Genomic DNA, 23,205 nt, shown 5'->3' with positions numbered 1-23,205 from the left:
AAAAGGGTTATTTACTTCATTGCCAGGCTGTCTTTACTGTAGGCCAGGCAGGCCAGAATATTCTGTTCTTCGGCCGCCAGCTTCTCTTCGGCGTTCAGCGGGGAGACGCGGGGAAGCGCCGTCGGGGCTTTGTGCTGCCGGACAAACCGAAGCATCTTCGCCAGATCGCCGCCCGACAGGCCGGAAAAACTGGCCCAGTATGCGTCCTTCAGGCACGGAATTTCGAGCGGGTCGCGGGTAATCATTTCGAGATTGAAGGTTACCGCCGGATTGTGCTGTTTGCAGAGCGCCACGATTTTCGGCAGGTCGAGCAGGCCCTTGCCCAGCGGCACCTCCGACAGCAGGAACCCGTCGGCGTACTCTTCCACGGCCATGTCTTTCACGTGGGTGCTGACGACATACGGCACCAGCGTCTGCACCACCGCCATGGGGTCTTCCAGCAGGGCGATGCTGTTGCCGAAATCCAGCGTCGCCCCAATCCACTCGCTGCTGAGTTGCCGGAGCACCGCCGCCAGTTCGTCGGCCCGCCAGTCCTTGTGGTTTTCGACGCCGAGCCGGACCTGCTGGCGGCGCAGCACCGGCTCGGCCAGTTGCAGAGCCTGCACCGCACTTTTCTGAAAGGCTTCGAACTCGGCCAGCGACCGGAAAGTTTCGTACCGCCGCCCGCCCAGACTGACCGTCCGCAGCACCCGCGCCCCGGCCTCCCGGGCCGCCCAAACGTCTTTTTCAAACGCCGGAACGTCTTCCGGTCTCTTCGGCAGCCCAATGGACCCTTCGAGGTACAGCCCGAGGTTTTCGCGCCGGTCGCGGACTTTCTGGACAAAATCCGGTGCCCAGTCTTTCACGACCACCTGCACCCCACCCGCCCCGATCCGGCCGCAGTGTTCCAGCAGATCGATAGCATTCGTGAATGCCGGAAACCGCGCACTGGCCGTTTTGCTGTTCCAGCGGCTACCATACGAGTGGACTACCACGCCCATCCCGGTTTCTTTTCCAAAACCCAAAGAAGCCGGAAACGAAAGGGCCAGAGCCCCCGCTGCAGCCTGCTGTAAAAAATCACGTCGGTCCATAATTTTTGGTTTAGGGTTCAGGGGTTTATAGTTTATAGTTGCTCCGCCAGTTTTGGAAATAGCGAAGCAACCCTAAACTCTAAACTATAAACCCAGCACTTTCCCATTTATTCACTTTTTCGCCTGCAAGACGTACTCATTCAGTTCGGCGGCTTTCCAGGGCATGACGCGGCCCTGGGATGTGATGCGGGTCATGCCTACTGTCCGGCGACTGACCGGGGGGGCCGAGTTGCCCCAGGCGTTCCGGATGTAGGTCAGGATGGAGGCAATGACGGCATCGTCCATGGTCGTGTGGGCGGGCATCACGGGCAGGATCGCCGGGGCGTCGTACCGTTTTCCGGCCACTTCCACGGGTCCTTCCATGCCGTGCAGGACCAGCAGCGTCAGCCGTTTCTCGTCGCCCATCACCCAGTCCGACCCCGTGAGCGGCGGCGCAAAGCGGTTCAGCCCCCCGCCGTTGGTGCCGTGGCAGCCCGAGCAGGTGGTCAGGTAATGCTGTCGGCCCAGGGCGAACTGCTCCTGGTCGGCCCCACTCAGTGCCGTTTTCTTCGCCGCCTGCGCTGTTTCGGCCGTTTCCCCGCGCACCGAGAGGCCGTTTTTGAGCGCCACCTGCCGCCAGTCGGGCGCTTTGGTGCTTTTCGCCATCGCCGAAAGAGCCGCCAGGTCGGATGCCTTCCGGCCGCGGACGATGGCGGTGGTCAGCATTTCCAGAAAAATTTCCTTGGCCGGTTCGGCGGTCTGCCAGCGCGGCGATTTCCAGAGGTACTGCAAAAAGGCCAGCTCCCGGTTCTGGAGACTGCTCAGGGCGGCATCCCGCACCAGCGGCAGCGAACCGTGCCGGTGAAGCAGGTTTTCCAGCACCGGATTGGCTACCGCCGGACTCAGCCCATTCGCCGTAAACGCCATCTGAATCGCCACCTCTTCGGCGGCTTTCGGGCTTTCGGTGAGCAGCAGCTGGCCGAGTCTTTCCCGAACGGCTGGGTCGCGGGCGGCAAACGGTTCCAGCAGCCGCAGGGCCGTGGTCCGGATGAGTGGGCTGGCATCGGTCAGGAGCGGAAAAAGCTCGACAGGCTGAAGCTGCTGCAGCCCTTCCAGGGTCCAGAGCGCGTGAAAGCGACCCAGTTCGGACCGGCCTTCCCGCACGGTCTGAAGCAGCGCGGGCCGGACTGTCTTGTCCCCGCGTTCGACTAATAGCCGCTGGGAGGCATCGCGGTGCCAGCCGTCAGGATGTGAGAGCCGGGCGACCAGTTGGCTGGAGGATTCCGCGGATAATTTTGCGGAACGTTCGGCCCGGCCGTTTTTGGGAACAATGCGCCAGATGCGGCCCCGGTGGATGGGCAGAACCAGATTGCGGCTGACCGACTGCTCTTTCAGATACGGCGTCATGTAAGCGCTGTGCTGCACGATGCCCCGGTACATATCGGCCACGTACAAAGCTCCGTCCGGGCCTTCGGTCAGGTGCACCGGCCGGAAACGCTCGTCCGTGGAAGCCAGAAACTCCCGGCCGGGATGCGGGTCGGAGGCGGCCAGAATGGGCCCTTTTTCCTCGACCACGTTCCGTTTGACGAGGTTCCCGGCGGGTTCGCAGACGAAAATATTGCCGTGGTAGGCCGCCGGCAGCGCCTTGCCCCTGTAGGCCAGCGGCGAACAGGCCGCCGTAAATTCCAGCAGCTTCCCGGCCTTGTCGAGCGTACCGGGAATATACCCCCGGTTGACGGCCGGGGTGGGTCGAATGGGATAAATGCGGCGGTCGACGGTCAGGCCGTGGTCGATGCCGGTCGTGGGCGTGTGGTTTTTGTTCCGAAACAGGTAATTGGGCGGCACCAGATCGCCGTGCAGCTGCGACCAGTTGTAATTGTACAGCAGCCGCCCCTTGTCGTCGTGGCTGAGGCCCCACTGCCCGCGGAATTCGGTACTGTCGCGTTTCCAGCTGCCGCCGACCAGCTTGTACCGAAACCGCGATTTGGCGTTGTAATACCAGTTGTCCACCCCGCGCCAGAGGCCGTTTCCGGCATGTTCGGGCAGGCCATTTCCGGCGTAATCGGGGTCGATGAGGGTTTTGGAGTCGGCGCGGAGGTCGCCGTTCCGGTCTTCGGTCATCCAGAGGGCGTTATTTTCGGCGACGAGCGCCCCGCCGGGTACCAGTGCCAGCGCGCGGGGCAGGATGAGGCTGTCGAGGTACACCGTGCTCCGGTCCATGCGGCCGTCGCCGTCGGCATCTTCGAGCACTGAGACGCGGCCCACGCGCTGTTTTTCGCCCTGCCCGTCGACAGTCGGCATAAAGCCCCGCATTTCCACGACCCACAGCCGCCCGTCCGGGTCAAACTGAATCACGACGGGGTCCTGCACCATCGGTTCGGCCGCCACGAGCTGGATGTCCAGGTCCGGTTCAAGCTGAAAGGTGGCCCGCTCCTGTTCGGGCGTCAGGGCAGGCGAAGGGCCGTCGTCCGTCGTTTTCAGGGCAGTCAGGCACAGCAGGCTTATTCCAAAGCAACCGATCAGAACAGCAGAGGTTCGCATGAGGGCTCAGCAGGGCTTTACGGATAAATAGATTTTAATCCATAAAGTCGCCGGACGACAGCAAATACTACTATCACATCAGGGCATTTTACAATTTCTTCCCGCAAAAAATACCAAACGATGCGCCGCGGCCAAGGTTCGTTCCCGGAAAAAGGCGTTAACGGCCCGAACAAAAGAGTGAATTTTCGGGAACCGACCGCGAATGCTGCGTTAGCGTCCCTCCCACGGCTGGTAGTCGAGCGGGAGCAGTTCGCCCATTTTTTCGCGGCCCCACCGCCCTTCAAACACCACCGAAAGCGGGTCGGGCAGGCTGCCGCTGGGGTCGACCACGGCCGATTCGTCGGCGAGCCAGAGGATGGATGTCTGGGGTACTTTCCACTGGTTGGCGGGCAGAAAGCGGGGTTCTTCGTATTCTTTATGAAAAATGACGTACAGGTAATCCCCGAACCGGAGCCGGTGCTGGCCGCCCGTCTGGCTGAGCACGGCCGATTCGCTGAGCGGCTTGTTGACCAGATACTGCACGTATTTGTCGAACGCCCCGACGGGCATTTTCCGGAGCGTGGTATCCCGGCTGCGGTCCGGCGGAACCGCCCCGGTCGGCCCTTCGTCGGGTCGGTCCGAAGCTTCCTGTTTTGGGTCCCGGATGAGCCGGTACAGAGTGTACCCTTCCGCCGCGGCCTGCCGGTCGACGAGCGCCTTCAGAAAATGCTGCGGCGAACCCCAGTACGCTTTCCGGCGGTTCGCCTCCCATTTCTGGAGCTGCCGGGCGTTTTTGGAAGTCATTTCTTCGAACAGCGCGTACCCGTAATGACTGACGTACTGCGACCTGAAATTACAGGTAAACTCCTCCAGCGTGTAGCGGACCAGGTACCCCAGGGCCTTGTTTTCGATCACCAGCGGCTCATCGGCCCGGACCAGAAGCGTATTGCCGTCGTCGCTCAGGGAAAACCACAGCGCTTTGGGATTCAGCAGGCGGCAATCGTTTGAAAAGGCCGTTTCGCCGATAAAATTTTTCCGGAACAGCGGAAAATAGTCCTGAAAGCCGTTGCGCAGCCGCCTGATGGTGACCGCCTGGAGTTCGCTGGCTTTGGGCGTCAGCAGGATCAACAGCGGCCGCGCCAGCGTGTCGGCATTGATCTTGAGGCTGAACGTCTCGTACCCGAGGTAGGTCACGACCAGATCGACGGCCCCGGATGGCACGCCGGTCAGTTTGAAATGGCCCTTTTCGTCGGTGTTTTGCCCCCGGGTGGTATTGCTGACGAAGACGTTGGCAAATTCCAGCGGCTTACGCGTGACCGCATCCACCGCCCGGCCTTCGATGGTTCGCTGGGCGAACGACAGGCCCGGCAGACCGAGCAGGAAAAGAAGAAACACAAACCGTTTCATAAAGCGTACCATGGCCCGAAGGTACGCATTTCGGGCCATTTCCGGGAGCCGCGGGAACGTCCTTCAGGGCATTGCCGCCCGGAAAACCCCGTCCACCTGGATGGTTTTCACCTCGTAGGTGTGGTCATCGAAATGCTTCAGCGAACCCGAAATGCGTCCCCGGATGATTTTTTTGGCGCGGTTGTATTCCGTAACGGTGATTTTGGCGTGGGTATCGTGGCGAACGCCGAACTGATCGACGTACATATCCGTGTAGCTCGTCCCGTCGCTGGTTCCGGCCACGATGCTGTTGAAGTCGTGATCGTCCGTCGAGTACGTGCCCGTGCCGGTGAATTTGCCCACCCCGGCCGACAGGTACACCTGGTTTGCCAGCGGCGCGTCCTGCGCCAGTTCCGTCATCAGCACCGACAGGATCGGCTCGGCGACGGTCAGGGTGACGGTCGGCGTCTGGATTTTCCGGCTGCCAACCGTCAGTTCGTTGGCGGCGGCGATGGTCAGGTTAGTCACAAACTGAATCTGCGGCCCGCCTTTCATCACCAGTTCGACGCTGACCGCCACGGGGTTGTACGGCGTCGCCGGAACCTTGTTCGGAGCGCGGTAGGTGGCGCTCGCCCCTTCGTTCAGCACCGTCAGCGCGCCGGAGTTTTCGTCGAAGCGGCTGCCCAGGTCCTGCCCGTTGACGCGCCAGTTCTTCACCTGCGACCGGTCCATTTTTCGCGCCTCGACCAGCGGGGTGATCAGATCGTCCGGGTCGGGGCGGTCGGGATTGGCTTCGCGCCGCCCCGGCTGGTAGAACACGTCGAGCTGCACGGTTTCGCCCGGGGCCAGCGCCGCTTCGGTCGGCGTCATGAAATACTGTTCGTAGATGCTCCAGTCGCTGAAGTGCGGCAGGCTGGCCGTCAAGGTCCGGGCATTTTTATCAACAGTCACATTCGTAGTTCCCATCCAGACGCGGTCGCTGCCCTGAAAGGCGATGCCGAGCGCTTCGGGGGCCGTTCCCGCCAGGTCTTCGGGGCGGTAACGCCAGGTCAGCTGCACCGGTTTGGCAAACTGCGCACCGTCCGGCCCGAAGCGGTAGGCCAGTCCGGTGCCGCCCGGGGCTTTGTTTTCGATGGGCTGGATGCTGATGGTGGTTTCCCGGGAAAGGGCACCGGCCGGGAACACCAGCGTCAGTTTGCCGTCGGGCAGGGCAATGGTGCCGCCGGCGGGTCCAATGCTTTTGCTGACGGCGGCCCCCATCGGCTGGCCCAGTTCGGTCGGCGTTCCGGATTCCGGCGCGGGGTCGGTCGTTTTGTCGGGCTGCTGGCAGGAAGCGGCCAGCAGCATGAGCAGGCCGCAGACCATACGGTGTGTTTGTTGTCGGATAAACATGGAAATTTCGGGTATCAGTTGTTTACTGGTTGCCCCGAAAGTCCGCCAAATCCGCCGGTGCGGAAAGGCGCCGACTGATGAATTGCGGGAAACGGCCGATGAACTGCCAAAAGGCGGCCGGACGGCGTTCGCTGCCAACGGGGCGACAAAGACCAGCGGCGTTCCGGACCACCGCCCTGCATTTCAGTTTCGTTCCGCCCCGATTCGCCCCGGCAATTCTGCCTTTCACGTACAAATATTTCGTTCCCGTCGGCCGCCCCGCCATTTTTGCACCAGGTCCGGCGGCAACGTAATGACCGGATCGCCACACTCTGTTCACCATGTTTGGATACCTCTTTTTTTTCGCTACCGCCCTGTTCTATCTGGGACTGGCCCTTTTGACCGCCTCCAAGCCTTCGCTGGTCGGCGAGAACGCGATGGGGTACGGGCTGGGACTGGCGTTCCTGGGTCTGGGCTTTGCGCTCAGCAGTCTGGCCTTCAGCATTTCCCTGCTGGCGGGCGGCAGCCTGCACTGGGTTTCCCGGAATCCGGGCCTGCGGACCACGCTGGTGCTGCTTTCCTGGCTCTTTATCACACTGACGACCTTTTTCTGCGCCGTTTTCAAATGGGAATGGCACTCCGCCGACGACCAGACCTACCCGTCGTTTCTGCACGGGCTGGCGGTCGGGCACGGGCAGGTCTGGATTCCGCTGCTGTGGCTGGCGGCCGGGTGGCTCTCGCTGAATGCCGGATGGGCACAGCGCCTGCCGTCGCCGGTCCTGCCGGGACTGTTTTTCGCCGCTCTGCTCATCAGCACGGTCTACAGCGGCGGGCTGGCCGTGGGCTATCTCCGTGATTCGGCCTTACAGGCAGCGGCCGAGCAGGCCCGTCAGCAGGCCCAGGCCGACGAGTGGCACCAGCGCAATCTGGCCAATATCGCCGCCCACCAGCCCACCGACCCCATCATTAACCTCCTGAGCTACTCCACCCGGCTTCGGCCCGACGACATCCGGCAGGCGGCGGTGGCCAAAATCAAAACCCATCCGGCCTGGGAAGCCGAAATTCTGGCGCTACTGAAAGACCGGCAAGCCTACCGGGAAGTGTACTACTTTTTGGACGGAAACCGGGTTGAACACCCTAGGCAGTTTGCCGGACCGCTGAACGAAAGCATCCTGTGGCTGGCCGAAAGCGTCCGGGCCGACATTCAGGACAGCAACAACCTGCAATCCTGGAGCTTCGACTCGTACGGCATCGCCCGGATGCTGCGGGCCATCGACGACCAGTTCCTGAATCAGGGCGTCGATTTTTACCCCCATGTCGTCCGGCTCCGGCAGGCCCTGAACACCCCGCCGCCCGAGCGGTTTCGGGACGTGCGTTTCACGGCGACGGATGTCGTGGAGGAGTGGCTGAAGAACCATAAAAAATAAGTTTTTACCCTTGAAAACAGGCAAATGAAACACTTTACCTTCCTTGTCCTGCTGGCGGCCGGACTGCTGGCCTGCCAGAAAAAGACGCCGAACAGCACCCTTTCCGCGACCGGCACCCCGCCCTCCGACTCGGCGGCCATTGCCCAGACGGTCCACGGGTTTTATAAATGGTACATCGCTTTTTCGCAGGACAGTACCAAACGGGTCGATTTTACCGAAGAACGGGACGAACATCTGGCCCTGAACCAGCCCCGGCTGGAACGGTATTTTGCCCATTTCAAGGCCAGCGGCTTCGTCAGCGACGAATTCATCGCCGGTGAGTACGCTTTTTACCGGGAATGCAGCCAGTTATGGCAGGCCGAAGCGGTGGATGACGTGCCCTCCTGTCTGGATGCCGACAAGTACTTCTGCGCGCAGGACTGGGACCCGGCGTTCTGGACCGATTCGCCCGTTCGCCTCCGGAAGCTGGGGCCGGACAAGGTGCTGGCCACGCTTTTCGGCAACCATTTCGACCGTCCGATGGAGCGGAATATCGAACTGAAACGGGAAAACGGCCGGTGGCGCATCACCCGCATTGAATGCGACATGGGACTCGGGGCGGGGCCGGTTCAGCTGAAATCGGTTACGGTCGATGAGGCGTACGTGGCCGCCCGGACGGCGAGTCGCCCGGACCTTTCGGAGGCGGAGTTTACCCGGCTGCAACTGGGCAATATCATTCCGGATGATCTTCGGCAGGACCCCCACATAAAAATCGTCGTGCTGGACACGCTGCTCGCCAACGGCCGAAACACGATTGTCCTCGCGGCCCGGGACAGCGACAGCGAGACGGAAGCCTGGCTGGTTCAGTACGACAATACGGCGAAAATGCTGTTCTGGGACCAGGTATTTTATGCCGACCGGGTTGAATACCTCAAAACCATCAGCGCGGTGGTTTCCGGCAACGGCGTAGCGATCAAAACGACCACGGAGACGGATGGCCGGACGTCAGAAAAAGCGAAAAAATACGTCCTGAGTAACGCGCTGATTTTTGAACGGGACTAAAGCCGTTTACTGACCAACCCGAAAAGCCGCCTCAGGAGCGGCTTTTTCCGTTTCACGGACCTCCCCGCTGGGCGCGCCGCCAGAGCGCCGCATCCTTGAAGCGCCAAAACAACTTTACTCGTGAACAAGCTCTGCACTTTTCTGATAAGCCTTGCGCTTCTCATTACCGCCTTTTCCTGCAAAAAGGAAACCGAAATTCTGAAACCCGAACAGGAACAAAGCCCTGAAACACCCGGAACGGGAAGTCCGGCGTCGGGAACCACCGCCAGCGGCGCCGTCACCCCGGTCGGGACGCCCGTGGGCACTCTCCTGACGGCGGTCATCGGACCGGCGGGCAGCTCCATCGAGTCCGAAGACAAGCGCATTCGGGTAGACATTCCGGCCGGTGCCCTGACCAGCAACCAGACGATTTCGGTGCAGCCGCTCGACCAGAACCACTGTCCCGGCGGCACCGGCCAGGCGTTCCGGCTGCTGCCCCACGGCCTGACCTTCGACCAGCCCGCGACGATCTCTTTCCGGTACGGGAACGAGGACCTGACCAACTTCGCCGCCGAGGCGCTGGCCATTGTTTATCAGACCGACAAGGATATCTGGGAGGCTCCCGTCGGGCAGGAGCTGGACAAAAACCGGAAGACGATTTCGGTAAAAACGACCCATTTCAGCGACTGAACGTTTGTCAAATCGGTCAGCATCGACCCGGACGTATCCTACCTCGAACCGGGCCAGAGCGTCGAGCTGAAGGTCTGGCAGGTCATTGACCGGGCCAAACTGGCAGTTGTCAAGGGTTTGGCGGCCAAAACCATTCCCGTCACCACGTCCATGCTGGTGGATCAGAAATACATCGACAGTTGGACCCTGATTGGCCCCGGAAAGCTGGACTCCCGGCTGAACAAAGGCACCTACACGGCCCCGACCAAGTTAAGCGCCGAGACCCCCGCTCTGGTAGAAGTGGTCTTCCGGACGGACGGCATCGTGGTAGGACGGGTTCTGGCCCGCATTTTCGTGGTGCCCGAGGGCATTTCCATCCGCATCGATGGCGGCGACTGGCAGACCTTCGACGGCGATGCCAACAGCACCCAGAACATCGTGGCGGCCTTTAAGGGTGGCGATTACATCTCTCTGGGCTGGAAAGGCCGAAGCCCGGGCACGTACGCCTGGACTCTGAGTGCAGACGTGGCCTTCAGTCATACCGTCGGCACCATGCTGTATCAGCACGTTTACATTCAAGGCAATAAGCCCCTCATCAGCGGAGGTTCGCTCATTATTGCGGAGGTGGGTCCGGCGGGCGGCGATTACGTGGTGGGGTCGTTTACGCTCAGCCCGGCGGGCTGGACCCGGGCTACGAGTACTGGAGTAACGGCCGGAACAGCTTCGATAGAAGGTATTTTCCGGGTGAAGCGGCTGCGCTGACTTTTCGGCTTTCCGGGAATGCTTTCCGCAGGGCTTTCCCTCAACAAAAATTACCGGGTTTTCGCCGGGACATTCGGGGAGTCGGGCGCCTTGGTGGAGTCCACCAGTGGCAGCCTCACCCGGAACTCGCGGCCGTTGTCTTCGATCACCGGGGCGGGCTGGCCCAGCATCTGGTACTTGGTCAGGATGTTGGAAAGGCCCACGCCGTTGGACAGCGTCCGGCTGGGTTTGCGCTGGAGGTTGTTGCTCACCACCAGCTGAGGTCCGTCCGTCGCGAGCAGAATGGTCAGCGGCTGTTCGGGCAGCACCACGTTGTGTTTAACGGCGTTTTCGATCAGCAGCTGCAACGTCAGCGGCGGAAGCTGCCGTTCTTCCATGCCCGGCAGGATGCGCGTCACCAGCTGGATAGCGTCGCCGTGGCGGGTTTTCAGCAGGTGATAATACGAGGTGACAAAGTCCAGTTCGGTAGACAGGGGAACCAGCGGGGCTTCGTTGCTGCGGAGAAGATACCGGTAGACCGAACTCAGTTCTTCGGCGTAAATCCCGGCCTGTCTGGGGTTTTCGTCTATGAGCGAAATGAGGGAATTCAGGCTGTTGAACAAAAAATGCGGATTTACCTGCTGCCGGAGGGCATCGAACTGCGCCTGAAGCTGCGCCTTGCTGAGCGTATCCACTTCCCGGCGCGACTGCATCCAGTACCTATACGTATCCATTCCCTCGTACGTAATGATGACCACGGCAACGATTCCCAGCGTATACAGGATTCCGAACGCGAGGCGGGCGCCGTCGGCCACAAAACCGGGCAGTTCGAGGATAGTGTACAGCCCGAACAGCAGACAGGCGAACGAGGTTGATACGGACGACGTGCAGACGAACCGGATCATCGAGCGCAGCAGGAAGATGTTGGGGTCGCCGAATTTCCGGTTGACAAACGCCGCCACCTGGTTATTGACGAGCCAGTTGGCAAACGAGGTCACAAACGTTATGCCCGTTGCCATCAGCAGCGTACTGCGGTTCTGCCAGTACGTCTCCCCGATGAGAATCCAGTTCAGCAGTCCGATGTACACCGGCAGAATCAGAAGCTGCAACACCCAGTCGTAGCGGGAATAGTTCAGGGACCTCATCAAAAAGCGGCGTTATGTGGCTATGCCCAAAGCTACAGAAAATACCTAAATTGTTCATAAGCAGTGACGCAGCGGCAACGCCGGTTTTTCCCGTTGCCGGACTTGTCCTTTGCCCGGCTCACCCTGCCTTCGCCCCGGTCGAATGTCAGTCGGACCGATGACAAAGATCACCCTTCCGGGCATTGTCTCCATCCCCTGCCGGGATACATTAGTGCTGCTTTCAAAAGTTGACAGCGAGACAAAACCAACAATCCTATCCGTTATGAAACGAATTCTATCGCTCCTTCCGACCGCGGTCCGGTTCCGCGACATCAACTGGCTGGCCGCTACTTTGTGGCTCGCCCTGCTTTCTTTCTCTTTCGTCGCTCCCACCCGGGCCCAGACGTTTGCCGGACAAAACACCTACGGCAGCACCGGAGAAGACTACGCCCAGAAAATAGTGGCCTCCGCGGACGGTGGCTACTTTCTGGTGGGTTACACCTACGGAAATGACCGTGACGTGGTGGGCAGCAAAGGCTTCAGCGAAGGCTGGATCGTCAAAATCGACAAAGACCGGAAATGGCTCTGGCAGAAAACACTGGGCGGACAGTCCGTCGATGAATTACGCGCAGTAGCGGCCACTCCCGACGGTGGCTGTGTGGTAGCCGGACTCACAACGTCTGAAAACGGCAATGTGCCGCTACCGGCCAAAGGAGACAACGACCTGCTGGTTGCCCGACTCGACGCAAGCGGTAACTTAGTCTGGGTCAGACGATTTGGCGGCTCCGGGAGTGATTCAGCCAGCGATGTAATGATTACTTCCGACGGTGGAATTGCCCTTACCGGCACCACCACCTCCCACGATGGGGATGTGCGCGGACAGCACGGAGAAAGCGACATCTGGGTCTTGAAACTGACCGGAACCGGCGACCTGCTCTGGCAGCGAGCGCTGGGCGGCAGTTCCGTTGACCAGGGCCGGTTTATCGTCCCCGGCCGGTTTGGTGCCGGGTTTCTTATCGGGGCGGTCACGGCCTCCCGGGACGGGGACGTTGTGGGCAACAACGGGCAGTACGACATCTGGATGGTTCAGCTCGGCGCATCGGGCAATCTGGAGGCGCAGAAAACCGTCGGCGGGCCGGACAATGACAACATCACGTCGCTGACCCGGTTGTCGCAGGGCGATTACACCCTTACCGGCACGACCACCGCGCTTACTCCTGCCGGCTTCAGCCAGCCCGAAGCCTGGATAACGACAAGAACCTCTTTCTTTATCGGCACGGACGCCTGGAGCTGGCGGCGACAGCTGCGCAGACCGGGCCGCGAGGTTCGCGCCGGTTCGGTAACCCCGTCCCCCGACGGCGGCTACCTGGTCGCCGGCATTTCATTGCCCGTCAATGAGCAGGGCCAGCGGGGTTCCAGCGACGCTTGGCTTGTGAAGTTCAACAGCGACAACGATGTGGTCTGGGAGCGGACCTTCGGCGGCAGCGGCTCGGATGAGGCCGTCAGCGTGGCGCTGACACCGGAAGGAAATTACATGGTCCTCGGCAACACCGGTTCCAACAACTGGGATGTCATCGGCAACCGCGGCGGCACCGACTACTGGCTGTTTAAGGTCATCGAGCCGCTGCGCATTCTGGAGCCGGTGCACAATTGCCAGACGGGCAACGTAACCATCGCTACGGCGGGCGGCAGCGGCGGACCCATCGAATACCGCGTTGCCGGGCTGCGCGACTGGGGTGCCTCGCCCCTGTTCACCATCCCGGCGCACCAGGCCGACGGCACCACGTTTACGCTGGAAGCCCGGCAGGGTGACGTGGTGGTCCAGCGGCTGTTCTCTACGATTTGTTTCCGGTTCGACAATCCGCAATTGGTTATAACCACCCCCACGTACAGTTGCGCCTCCGGGTCGTTGTTTTTCGAGGCCAATCGCTGGGCGCCTGGTGCAGAATTCCGCGTTGCCGGTCTGCGTGACTGGGGGCCGTCGCGTAATTTCACCGTCCCGGTGCATCAGCGGTCGGGCACCGTATTTACGCTGGAAGCCCGCCTGCCCAACGGGGCCTACGCCTCCCGCACCTTTGCGACTTACTGCGAGGAAGGAACGCCCATTTACGGGGCGAGGCTGGCGTCTGAAAGCGCACCCGACAAGGTTGCTGTGCCTAAACTCCGGCTGAGTGCCTTCCCGAATCCCGCCCGCAGCCAGACGACGGTCGAACTGTCGGGGCTGAGCGGTCAGGCGGCGCGGCTGGTCCTGAGCAATCTGCAGGGGCGGGTCGTCTGGGAGCAGACGGTCGAGGTGAAATCCGAACGCCAGCGGCAGGTGGTTCCTCTGACCAATCTGGCCAATGGGCTGTACATTCTGCAGGTCAGCACGGCCGCGGGTGTTCAGCGGGTTAATTTGCTGAAAGAATAACCGTTCGGGGCCGCGGCTGAGCCGCGGCCCCGACGATTACAGGCCATCCGTAAATTCCTTGCCTTTCTTCTTAGCCTGCTTCAGCCGGTAGTTGAACGTCAGGTTGACCTGCCGCAAACGGCCCTGCGAGCGCGAATCGGTGTAGAAATTGGGACCTTCGGTGATACTCCGGAACACGCGGGAGTTGAACACGTCGATGACGTTCAGCGTCAGCGTCGCGTTGTTTTTCAGAATATCGCGGCTGAACGCGATGTCCAGCGCGGCCAATCCTTTGCGGCGGCCCTGGGGCATCTGCTGCGGCGCTTCGTAGTTGCCGCGCAGCTGGAAATCCGTTCCTTTCAGCATGGTCACCCGCGAGTTGAGGCGCGTAAACCAGCTGTAGGTATCGCTTTTAAACCCGGTATCGAGGTTGTCGCCGTCGGTGATGGCCCGGAAGAAATTAAAGCTGCCGTCCAGTTTCCACCATTTCCAGGGCGAATACGCCGCCGTAAATTCATAGCCAAACGAGTTTTCCACCGCCAGGTTTTCGGGGCGGGTGTTCGAAAAACCGTTCTCGTCCACGCGGCGGATGCGCAGAATCTTGCCGGTGGTGTGCCGGTAGTACAGCGACGAACTGATGGAGCCTTTGCGCATCGTCTGGATATGGCCCAGTTCGAAGGCGTCGGTGAATTCCGGGTTCAGGTCCGGGTTGCCGCTGAAAAAGTTGCGGGCGTCGCTGTAGGTCATAAACGGGCTAAGGTCGTTGTAGTTCGGACGGCGCACACGGCGGCTGTAGCTGACCTGCAGGGCGTGCTGCCGGGGCAGTTCGTAGGTCAGGTGAACGCTCGGGAACAGGTTGGCGTACCGGCGCGGGTTCACCTCCCGGGTCAGCCGGAGCGTCGTCGTCACGTCCGTCCACTCGGCGCGCAGACCTGCCTGGTAGGAGAATTTCCCGGCTTTGTTGCCCAGAATGCCGTACAGCGCGTGGATATTTTCTTCGTACAGAAAATCGTTGGTCAGGTTTGGCAGCGGCTCCCAGACCGTTTGGGTGACCCGTTGCAGCACCGTAAAATCGTTGGTCATGTCCCGGAAGCTGCTCCGGGCTCCGGCCTCAAATTTCCCGTCTTTGCCGAACGGCTGCACGTAATCGATCTGCGCCAGCCACTGCTTTTCGGTTTCGTCGTTCAGGGAACGCTGGAACAGGGTATCGCCCACCGGCCGGGTGGCACCGGGCAGGAACCGCCGTTCCGTAAAAAGCTGGTCGGAGCTTTCCCAGTTGTCGAGGTAGCGCAGGTCGGCGGTCAGTTCGTGGCCGCTGCGGGCGAAGGTGCGTTTCCAGCTCAGGGCATACTCGGAGTTCGGCTCGGTTTCGGTCTCGTCCTGCGTCCGGTAGGTCAGCGAACTGAGCACTTCCGTGTTCGGGGCGTAGTCGAGGTAGTCGATGTTGGCAAACCGCTTTCCGATGCTTTTCCGCCACGTATAGGCGCCCGTCAGCGTGTTTTTGGAATTAATGAAAAAGTCGATACCGCCCCGCGCCGTGTTGAAGCGTCCGTTCAGGCGGCTTTCCATGCGCTGGCGGCTGGTGATGGTCGTATCGTCTTCGAAAACGCGCTGGTAGAGCGAGTTGCGTCCGGGCGTATTCCGGTACGAGCCGGTATAATTGACGAAGAAATTCACCTTGCGGTGGCGAAAATTCAGGTTGGCCGCCGCGCCGTAGTTGGCCGGATTGCCCGCAATGAGGTCAAACGAGCCGTTGAAGCCCTGGCTCTGGTCTTTTTTCAGAATGATGTTGATGATGCCGCCCATGCCCTCGGCTTCGTAGCGCGCCGACGGGTTGGTGATGATCTCGATGCGCTCCACCATGCTGCCCTGCAACTGCTGGAGCCCGGCCCCGCCTTTCAGACTGACCAGCCCGGACGGGCGGCCGTCGATCAGAATCCGGACGCTGCCGCTGCCCCGCAGGCTGATGTTGCCTTCCACGTCCACCGCCACCGACGGCACGTTCCGGAGCAGGTCGGTCGCCGTCCCGCCCGCGTTGGCGAGGTCTTTGCCGACGTGAAAGATCTTCTTGTCGAGGGCCAGTTCCATCACGCTCTGCTCCCCTTTGATGACGACTTCCTCCAGATTTTTGGCGCTCGGCACCAGCTTCACCGTCCCGATTTCGACGGGCTGACTGCCTACCGTAACGCCCTGAACCACTTTTTCCTGGTACGAGAGCACCGTGATTTTCAGAAAGTAGCTGCCCGGCCGGGCCTGGAGTTCAAACCGGCCCGATTCATTGGAGACCGCGCCCGTCAGCAGGGCCGTTTCGCCGGTTCGGAAAAGGGCGACGGTAGCGAAGGGAACCGGTTTCTGCTGTTCGTCCAGCAGCAGGCCGCTGACCTTTACCGAACGGTCGGTCTGGGCTCGAGCCGGAACGGACAGAAACAGCAACATCCAGACACAGAGCAGGATGAGTCCGGAGGCGAAGGAGGCATTTTGCAAGGAGTAGCTTTGTTTCACGAACACGAAGTTTAATAGATAGCCCACAAATCTTTTAGGAAAGCCTAAAGTGACCGAAAGTTAACGCTCCATTCTTTCTGCCCGCCAATTTTACCGACGAAACCGCCTTTCGGCTCGACCACCGGAGCCTGCTATACGCCGGGCCGTCCCCAGGCACGAACCGGCCCCGGGCGACAACCCTCCGGCCGGGCGAGTCCTTTAATGCGGTATCAGCCTGGAGAATATGTTTTCAACGCCTGAATCGGAGTGATTTGCCAAGTCTCCATCGCGCAGCGACCCAACGTTTGTAGCCTCGGGCACCCCCTGGTGTTTCCGTCGCGTAGCGACCAAACTATGGCGAAGAAGCGGGTTTGGTCGCTATGCGACGGGCCAACCGGCGACATCGGGGTAACCGGTCGCAAACAGTTCAGCTTTCTCCTTCCGCCGGGTTGGTCAGACACGGCAAACGGGTTTATTGACCGCCCCGTGGTGTCCGGTTAGAGACTTATCCGAAAATAGGTTAATTTTATCGGTTCATAAACCGCAGTACCCCACGCGATGACTTGTCGATTGCCTGTTTCGGGCCGGAAAACCTTATTGTCTCTTTCCGGACTTCTGTTTAGTCTTTTCCTGAGTCTGTCCGGCCACGCCCAGCAGACCGCCATCAGCCGGGGGCCGTACCTCCAGCAGGTGACGCCCGAAAGCATGACCATCCGCTGGCGCACGGTGCTGCCGACCGATAACCGGGTCCGCTACGGGACCAGTCCCGGCCAGTTCACGCAGCAGTTTACCGACACGGCCCGGACCACCGAGCATATCGTGCGGCTCACAGGTCTGCAACCGGCGACGCGCTACTATTATTCCATCGGCGACGGGGCCACCGACGGAACCACGCGAGCCTATCAATCCTTCACCACGGCTCCGCCCAAAGGGTCCAGCGCTCCGATCCGCATCTGGGCGCTGGGCGACTTCGGCAGCGGCAACCAGAACCAGCGGGATGTCCGCGACCAGTTTCTGAAAGCCTCCGCCACCCGCCCCGCGGACCTCTGGCTCTGGCTGGGCGACAATGCCTACTGCTGCGGCCGCGAACAGGATTTTCAGCAGTACGTTTTCGACACCTACCCGACCATTCTGCCGGGTCTGCCGTTCTGGCCCACGCCCGGCAACCACGATTATGCCGACAACGTCAATAATTTCGACAATGCGTATTACAAACTGATTACCGTTCCGCAGCAGGGCGAGGCGGGCGGCGTGCCTTCGGGCTCCAAAGCGTATTTTTCCTTTGATTACGGCCAGATTCATTTCGTTTCGCTCGATTCGTACGGCCTCGAAGCGGGCAAATTCCGCCTTTACGACACAACCGGCACCCAGGCCGAATGGCTGAAGCGGGATCTGGCCGCCAACCGCCAGCCCTGGACCATCGTGTTTTTCCACCATCCGCCCTACGCCAAAGGCCAGCGGAATGCCGACACCGACCCGGAAATGACGGCCGTCCGGCAGCGGGTGCTGCCCATTCTGGAGCGTTTCAACGTCGATCTGGTGCTGCTCGGCCACAGCCATACCTACGAACGGTCGTACCAGTTGCACGGCTTTTCCGGCACGTACGACCAGTTCGACCTGGCCAGACACGCCGTTTCGAGCACGACGGGGCGGTACGATGGGTCGGCCAATTCGTGTCCGATTATTCAGAAAGGCAAAGGAACCGTATACGTGGTGAACGGCTCGGGCGGGCAGATCGGCGGCCAAACGCCCGGCTGGCCGCATCCGGCGATGGTGTACGCCAACAACACCATCGGCGGGTCGATGATTATCGATGTCCTGGAAAACCGCCTCGATGCTAAATTCATCATGGCCGACGGGGTAACGCGCGACCAGTTTACCATCATGAAAAACGTCAGCCGGACCCAGACGCTGACCGTTCCCTACGGCGAAACGGCCCACCTGACCGCCTCCTGGCCCGCGCAAAACGAGACCGGCCCCTACCGCTGGTCGGACGGCACGGTCGGAAAACGGACGCTGAGCGTAGCCCCGGCCAAGTCTGCCCGTTTTACGGTTGCCGACGAGCAGGGTTGTCTGCAGGACGTTTTTGACGTAACCGTGTTGCAGCCGACGGGTCTGGAACCGGGTGCCGAAGGCCGCCTGTCCGTCTTCCCCAATCCCACCACCGATTTTGTAACGGTCAAACTGACGTTGAACGCCCCCGCCCCCATCGAGTGGCACCTGACCGACCTGCAGGGCCGGTGCGTGAGCGAGCGAACCTACCCGAAAAGCGGGAAGCTGGAGGACCATATTGCCCTGCCGGACGGCGGAAAAGTGTTTTTCCTGAAAGTAAAAGCGGGAAAAGAAGTTTTCACCCGGAAAATCGTGCGTAATTAAAGGTCTTTCTTCTCCGTGGTCGGTGTCCGCATCAAGCTGTACGTTCATGGCTGCGCAACGGCCGTTTGTGGTTTGGGGAGCGGCGAGATATAGTCGAAGCCACGCTTGAGTTTGAGAATGGGCTTTTCGAATAGTCGCCAGGAAGCGTAGGACGTGAGCAGCAAGAGGCAGAAATTCTCGAAATGGAGCACATACAAAGCGGGATACGTTTCGCCTAAGAATTTGGCATTGAAATAACGCAAAAGACCGCCCGTCAGGTAAGGAAGAAAATTATGGTACAGGTAGATACCGTAACTGATTTTCCCCATGAAAACCAGCGCCGGATTTCCCAAGATAAAATCAAAGAAAATCACCCTTCGACCTTCGTACAAAAGAATAGCGGTAATCAGCCAGACGGTACAAACGGCCGTTAGTGTTCTGGATGGAATAAAGAAAGAATTTCCGGTTATCCGGGCCATCTGAAGCAGAAAACAAAGCAGGGCCAGAACCGAGGCATACGGGTACGCCTGCTTCAGCCAGGCCGGTTTTTCGACCGCCGCGTAGGCCAGCAAAGCCCCCATTCCGAGGCCGTCAAAACAGGAAATCGTCCGGATGTCGCCCATCGGCGCGTTCCAGAAATAATACTGGGCCGCTTCACCCAACAGAATGAATGTCAGGATAATGCAAAGCGGCGTCCTTTTGCCGGGCAGCAGCATCAGCCAGGGCCAGAGCAGGTAAAACTGTTCTTCGACAGAAAGCGACCACAAATGGGAAAGCATGCCGTCCCACGCCTGCCTTTTGACAAAATAAAAGTTAGCCGTATAGGAAACAAAATACCCCCAGTTGTCCCGAATGCCGGTATTCCAGATTGGTCCAATGAGAAACAATAGCAGTAACGCAGCGTAATAGGCGGGAAAAATCCGAAGGACACGGCGAATAAAAAATACCTTCAGCAACTGCCCTTTTCCAGACCCGGATCGCTCGGCCTGCCTGCGATTTTCCAGCAGAATTCGGGTAATGAGAAACCCGCTCAGTACGAAAAAAATATCAACGCCGTTGAACAGGTCTCCGTAGCGGTAAAGCAGACTGTCCTGCGGCATCCAATGCGCTATAATGACCAACATCACGGCGATTGCCCGGATACCATCAAGCTGTTTTATGTAATTCATCGGTAAATGGTATGGGGGCGACGGCCTTTTCCTGTATCTACGTTTCAGTAAATATTAACCAATAATCCTATTAGCCTTTTTCGGAAATTCTAAACCAGAAAGGAATATACCTTAAATGGAAAAGTAAACCGGCTGATTTTAGTAACCGGCATGCGTCCCGCCGCTTTTCTTATTCCGAACGGGCACTGGCCGCCATCCGCTGGGCTATCAAACTCGCGACAATCAGTTGCAGGGCGTGGTACATCATAATTGGCAGAAGCACAATCCCCGCCATCGTGCCGGGAAAGAGCACGCTCGCCATAACGCTGCCCTGAACCAGTGATTTCTTGGAGCCGCAGAACAGGGCCGTAATCCGATCCGGGCGGCTGAAACCGAGCGCGTTGCTGATGGCCAGCACGATTCCGTAAACGAGAAAAAACAGCGCCAGCATGGCCGCACCCAGCACCAGCAGGTCGGTCAGGGTGAGATCGGCAAACATGCGGCGGGCGAAGGATTCGCAGAACGAGGTATACACGATGAGCAGAATCACCGACTGGTCGAAGTACCGCAGCGCCGTTTTGTGCCGCTCGGCAAAGGCCCCAAACCGCCGGTTCAGCGCGATTCCGGCCACAACGGGCACGATGACCTGCAAAGTCAGCTTGCCGATGACCCCGCCCAGATCGTAGTCGCCCGACTGCTGGGTGAGCAGAAAACTCATCCAGAGCGGCGTCAGAAAAACGCCGATCAGGCTGGAAATGCTGGCGTTGAAGATGGCCGCCGGAATGTTGCCCCCGGCCAGCGATACCATCACGACCGAGGACGAAACCGTCGACGGCAGGGCCGCCACGTAAAAAGCCCCCAGCCAGAGCAGGGCCGTGTCGGGCGTCTGGAACAGCCAGCGGGCGGCCAGCACCAGCAGCGGAAAAAGGACGAAGGTGGTCAGGTGAATGGTCAGGTGAAGCCGCCAGTTGCTCAGGCCCGCCTTCAGCTTTTCTCCGCTCAGGCGCAGCCCGTAAAAAAAGAAAATGACCGACACGCCGTAGTTGGCGATGGCCGACAGCGAAAGCGGCCCCTCTCCCAGCCCCGGTCCGGGCCAGAGGTAAGCCAGCCCGATCATGCCCAGCAGGGCCAGCAGAAACCAGTCGAGGCCGACGCGGGCCAGTAAGGAAGCGAGCGAAGTGGTGGATTGACCGTTCAAGAAAAAGCAGAATTAGGTTCGAAAAGGGTAAAATTTTTGTCTGACAATTGCCGTATCTTTGGGCGACAGGCGTCAATCGTCCCGCAGTATAACAACAAAATCAGTACCGATGAACCACCGCCTCTTTTCAGGCTGTATCCTGTTTGCGCTCCTTTTTCTGGCAGGATGCAAAAAAGAAACCACCGAGCCGACTCCCCAGCCGCTGCCGGTAACCGCCAAACTGAGCCGCACGATGGCCTACCAGAACAGCTCGACCCGGTTTGCCGCGGAATACGAAAACGATGCCTTCAGGCACGCCGCCTCTCAGTCGGCCGAAAAACTGCAGTTCGGCTTCTGGACGACGTATCCCGCCGGGAGCGACGGCCTTAGCTTCAGCATTCCCAAAGCCCGCCAGAAAACCGGCCTTGTCGGGACGTACACCCTGGCGACCCTGCCCAACCCAGCCCTGGGTGAGGCTGCCGTTGACTACCGGTTTGCCACCGGCGAAAACTGCACGGTGATCTTCCAGAGCGGCACTACCCTCGTGGAAGGCTCTCTGGTAATTACGGCTTACGACCCCAAACGGAAGACCCTTTCGGGCACCTACACGGTCCGGCTGCCGGGCGCGTATGACCCGTTCGACCCTTCGTTTCTGCCCGAAAAACGGGTTAATTTTACCATCAGCGGCTCATTTGCCAACCTGCCCGTGAAGGATGAATGACCTCCGTTGACGCTGGACATGAGACATGAGACACTGGACGTGTGACACTGAACATTGGTCACTGGTTAGTCCCGGTTACTCCTGTCCAGCGTCTCATGTCTAGTGTCTAACGTCCAGCGTCAAACGTCCCTTCACTCAGGCCATTACGTTCGACTCCGCCAGCCGCAGGCGCTTCACCAGCCGGAAGAAGCGGACGGTCAGCAGCACGGCCGCCACCGACAGCCCGGCCAGCAGGCCCACCCAGATGCCCGCCGCGCCCAGCCCGACCTTGAAGCACATCACGTAGCTGACCGGCAGGCCCATGACCCAGTACGCAAACAGCGTAATGACCGTCGGCACGTTGACATCCGACAGGCCCCGCAGCACGCCCACGCCCACGACCTGAATCCCGTCCGACAGTTGAAAAATGCCCGCCATGATGAGCAGACTCGCGGCCAGCGTGGCGACCGGCGCATTGTCGCGGATGTAGAGCGAAACCAGTTGCTCGTTGGCCGTCAGGAATAGGGTCGTACAAAGCCCCATGAACAGGCCCGAGAGCACAAAAGCCGCTACGCCCGCCCGCCGCACGTGTTCCTGGCTCCCCCGCCCGATGGCGTTGCCGACCCGGATGGCCGCTGCCGAAGAAATACCCGTTGCCATCATGTAGGTCGTGGACGCCATGTTGAGCGCAATCTGGTGGGCCGCCAGCGGCACTTCGCCCAGCCAGCCGACCATCACCTGCGCCAGCGAAAACGTGGCGACTTCGAAGAAGAAAATGAGTCCGCCGGGGAGGCCAAGCCGCAGAATCTGACGGACTTCAGCGCCCGTCGGCTGGGTTCCGTATTCGGATTTCAGATACGGCCGGAACGTTTGGTTGCGGTAAATGTACAGGCCAATAGCGGCGGCCATGTAAAGCCGGGAAATCAGGGTTGCGGCGGCCGAACCGTTGAGGCCCATCTCCGGAAACGGCCCGATGCCCAGAATCAGCAGGTAGTTGAACAGCCCGTTGACCAGCAGGGCCGAGAGCGTAATCATCATCGCCACGCGGGGCAGCGCCAACCCGTCGCACAACTGCCGGGCCGCCACAAACAGAAAAAGCGGGATGTTCGACACGCTCAGGATCAGCATAAACTGCCGGGCCATGTCGGTCACCTGCGGCGTTTGCTGGAAAACGGCAAACGAAAAAGCCAGCGAAACCCCGGCCAGACCGAGCACGACGCTCAGCAGCAGGGCCACTTTCAGCCCGCCGCGAAACAGCCGGTTGATGCCCGCCTCGTCGGAGCGGCCCCGCGCCTGCGACACCAGCGCCGCCACCACCGACAGCCCGCCGACGCCGATGCTCGACACCAGAAACGTCAGCGAAACAGCCAGTCCCGCCGCCCCCAGCGGCGCGGCGCCGAGCAACCGCCCGACAAACAAATTATCCATCACCCCCATCAGCACCACGCCCAGCTGTGCAATGACAATGGGAATACTCAGCCGGAGCGTGTCTGACAACTCCGGTTTATACGTCAGTAACCATTTATTCATAGAAGGCCAACAATGGACAAAGCAGAGCGGTTCGACCGAAGCGGAATTCTGTGCGATTGAGCAAATGACTGATTGAGTGATTGACTGAATGACTGAATGACTGAATGACTGAATGACT

Annotated in this window: 16 protein-coding genes; 7 read left to right on the top strand and 9 right to left on the bottom strand. The window is 60.1% G+C overall.

Annotated elements, in window-relative coordinates; translation table 11 throughout:
- Positions 1-11 precede the first annotated feature (11 nt).
- The 4 genes from ORG26_RS19575 to ORG26_RS19560 form a co-directional block, all read right to left on the bottom strand.
- Positions 12-1,070: a sugar phosphate isomerase/epimerase family protein gene (locus ORG26_RS19575; protein WP_266364789.1), complete on the bottom strand. Its 1,059-nt coding sequence runs from the start codon at positions 1,068-1,070 to the stop codon at positions 12-14.
- A gap of 111 nt (positions 1,071-1,181) precedes the next feature.
- A complete protein-coding gene (locus ORG26_RS19570; protein ID WP_266364787.1) occupies positions 1,182-3,590 on the bottom strand; it encodes a DUF7133 domain-containing protein in 2,409 nt (802 codons plus the stop codon).
- A 210-nt stretch (positions 3,591-3,800) separates the two neighbouring features.
- Positions 3,801-4,988 carry a carboxypeptidase-like regulatory domain-containing protein gene (locus tag ORG26_RS19565; protein ID WP_266364785.1) on the bottom strand — a complete coding sequence of 396 codons (1,188 nt, stop codon included), beginning with the start codon at positions 4,986-4,988 and terminating at the stop codon, positions 3,801-3,803.
- Between the two features lie 51 nt (positions 4,989-5,039).
- Entirely contained in the window at positions 5,040-6,320 is a 1,281-nt protein-coding gene (locus tag ORG26_RS19560) for a hypothetical protein (protein WP_266364783.1), read from the bottom strand.
- 347 nt (positions 6,321-6,667) lie between these two features.
- Here ORG26_RS19560 and ORG26_RS19555 point away from each other — a divergent pair, with 347 nt between their 5' ends.
- The 4 genes from ORG26_RS19555 to ORG26_RS19540 all read left to right on the top strand — a co-directional run bounded on the left by ORG26_RS19555 (position 6,668) and on the right by ORG26_RS19540 (position 10,204).
- Positions 6,668-7,753 (top strand): hypothetical protein, encoded by a 1,086-nt coding sequence (locus ORG26_RS19555; RefSeq protein ID WP_266364781.1) that lies wholly within the window; start codon positions 6,668-6,670, stop codon positions 7,751-7,753.
- 24 nt (positions 7,754-7,777) lie between these two features.
- Positions 7,778-8,794 carry a DUF3828 domain-containing protein gene (locus ORG26_RS19550; RefSeq protein WP_266364780.1) on the top strand — a complete coding sequence of 339 codons (1,017 nt, stop codon included), beginning with the start codon at positions 7,778-7,780 and terminating at the stop codon, positions 8,792-8,794.
- A 120-nt stretch (positions 8,795-8,914) separates the two neighbouring features.
- Complete coding sequence (locus ORG26_RS19545; protein WP_266364778.1) at positions 8,915-9,463, top strand: hypothetical protein; 549 nt, start codon at positions 8,915-8,917, stop codon at positions 9,461-9,463.
- Between the two features lie 117 nt (positions 9,464-9,580).
- Complete coding sequence (locus ORG26_RS19540) at positions 9,581-10,204, top strand: hypothetical protein (RefSeq protein ID WP_266364776.1); 624 nt, start codon at positions 9,581-9,583, stop codon at positions 10,202-10,204.
- A gap of 50 nt (positions 10,205-10,254) precedes the next feature.
- Here the strand turns inward: ORG26_RS19540 and ORG26_RS19535 are convergent, their stop codons facing one another.
- Complete coding sequence (locus ORG26_RS19535; protein WP_266364774.1) at positions 10,255-11,328, bottom strand: sensor histidine kinase; 1,074 nt, start codon at positions 11,326-11,328, stop codon at positions 10,255-10,257.
- 262 nt (positions 11,329-11,590) lie between these two features.
- Here ORG26_RS19535 and ORG26_RS19530 point away from each other — a divergent pair, with 262 nt between their 5' ends.
- Positions 11,591-13,717 (top strand): T9SS type A sorting domain-containing protein, encoded by a 2,127-nt coding sequence (locus tag ORG26_RS19530; RefSeq protein ID WP_266364772.1) that lies wholly within the window; start codon positions 11,591-11,593, stop codon positions 13,715-13,717.
- Between the two features lie 36 nt (positions 13,718-13,753).
- Here the strand turns inward: ORG26_RS19530 and ORG26_RS19525 are convergent, their stop codons facing one another.
- Entirely contained in the window at positions 13,754-16,132 is a 2,379-nt protein-coding gene (locus tag ORG26_RS19525) for a TonB-dependent receptor (protein WP_266369444.1), read from the bottom strand.
- Positions 16,133-16,774: 642 nt separating this feature from the next.
- Here ORG26_RS19525 and ORG26_RS19520 point away from each other — a divergent pair.
- Complete coding sequence (locus ORG26_RS19520; protein ID WP_266364770.1) at positions 16,775-18,553, top strand: metallophosphoesterase; 1,779 nt, start codon at positions 16,775-16,777, stop codon at positions 18,551-18,553.
- Positions 18,554-18,597: 44 nt separating this feature from the next.
- On the opposite strand, the gene ORG26_RS19515 is transcribed toward ORG26_RS19520, so the two are convergent.
- Positions 18,598-19,701 (bottom strand): acyltransferase family protein, encoded by a 1,104-nt coding sequence (locus tag ORG26_RS19515; RefSeq protein ID WP_266364769.1) that lies wholly within the window; start codon positions 19,699-19,701, stop codon positions 18,598-18,600.
- A gap of 169 nt (positions 19,702-19,870) precedes the next feature.
- Complete coding sequence (locus tag ORG26_RS19510; RefSeq protein WP_323134297.1) at positions 19,871-20,878, bottom strand: bile acid:sodium symporter family protein; 1,008 nt, start codon at positions 20,876-20,878, stop codon at positions 19,871-19,873.
- A gap of 109 nt (positions 20,879-20,987) precedes the next feature.
- On the opposite strand from ORG26_RS19510, the gene ORG26_RS19505 reads away from it, so the two are divergent.
- Positions 20,988-21,578 carry a hypothetical protein gene (locus tag ORG26_RS19505; protein ID WP_266364766.1) on the top strand — a complete coding sequence of 197 codons (591 nt, stop codon included), beginning with the start codon at positions 20,988-20,990 and terminating at the stop codon, positions 21,576-21,578.
- Positions 21,579-21,713: 135 nt separating this feature from the next.
- On the opposite strand, the gene ORG26_RS19500 is transcribed toward ORG26_RS19505, so the two are convergent.
- Entirely contained in the window at positions 21,714-23,087 is a 1,374-nt protein-coding gene (locus ORG26_RS19500; RefSeq protein ID WP_266364764.1) for an MATE family efflux transporter, read from the bottom strand.
- Positions 23,088-23,205 lie beyond the last annotated feature (118 nt).

It is taken from the genome of Tellurirhabdus rosea, from assembly GCF_026278345.1.
GTDB classification, from domain to species: Bacteria; Bacteroidota; Bacteroidia; order Cytophagales; family Spirosomataceae; genus Tellurirhabdus; species Tellurirhabdus rosea.
This window is presented reverse-complemented; position numbering and strand designations above follow the sequence as displayed.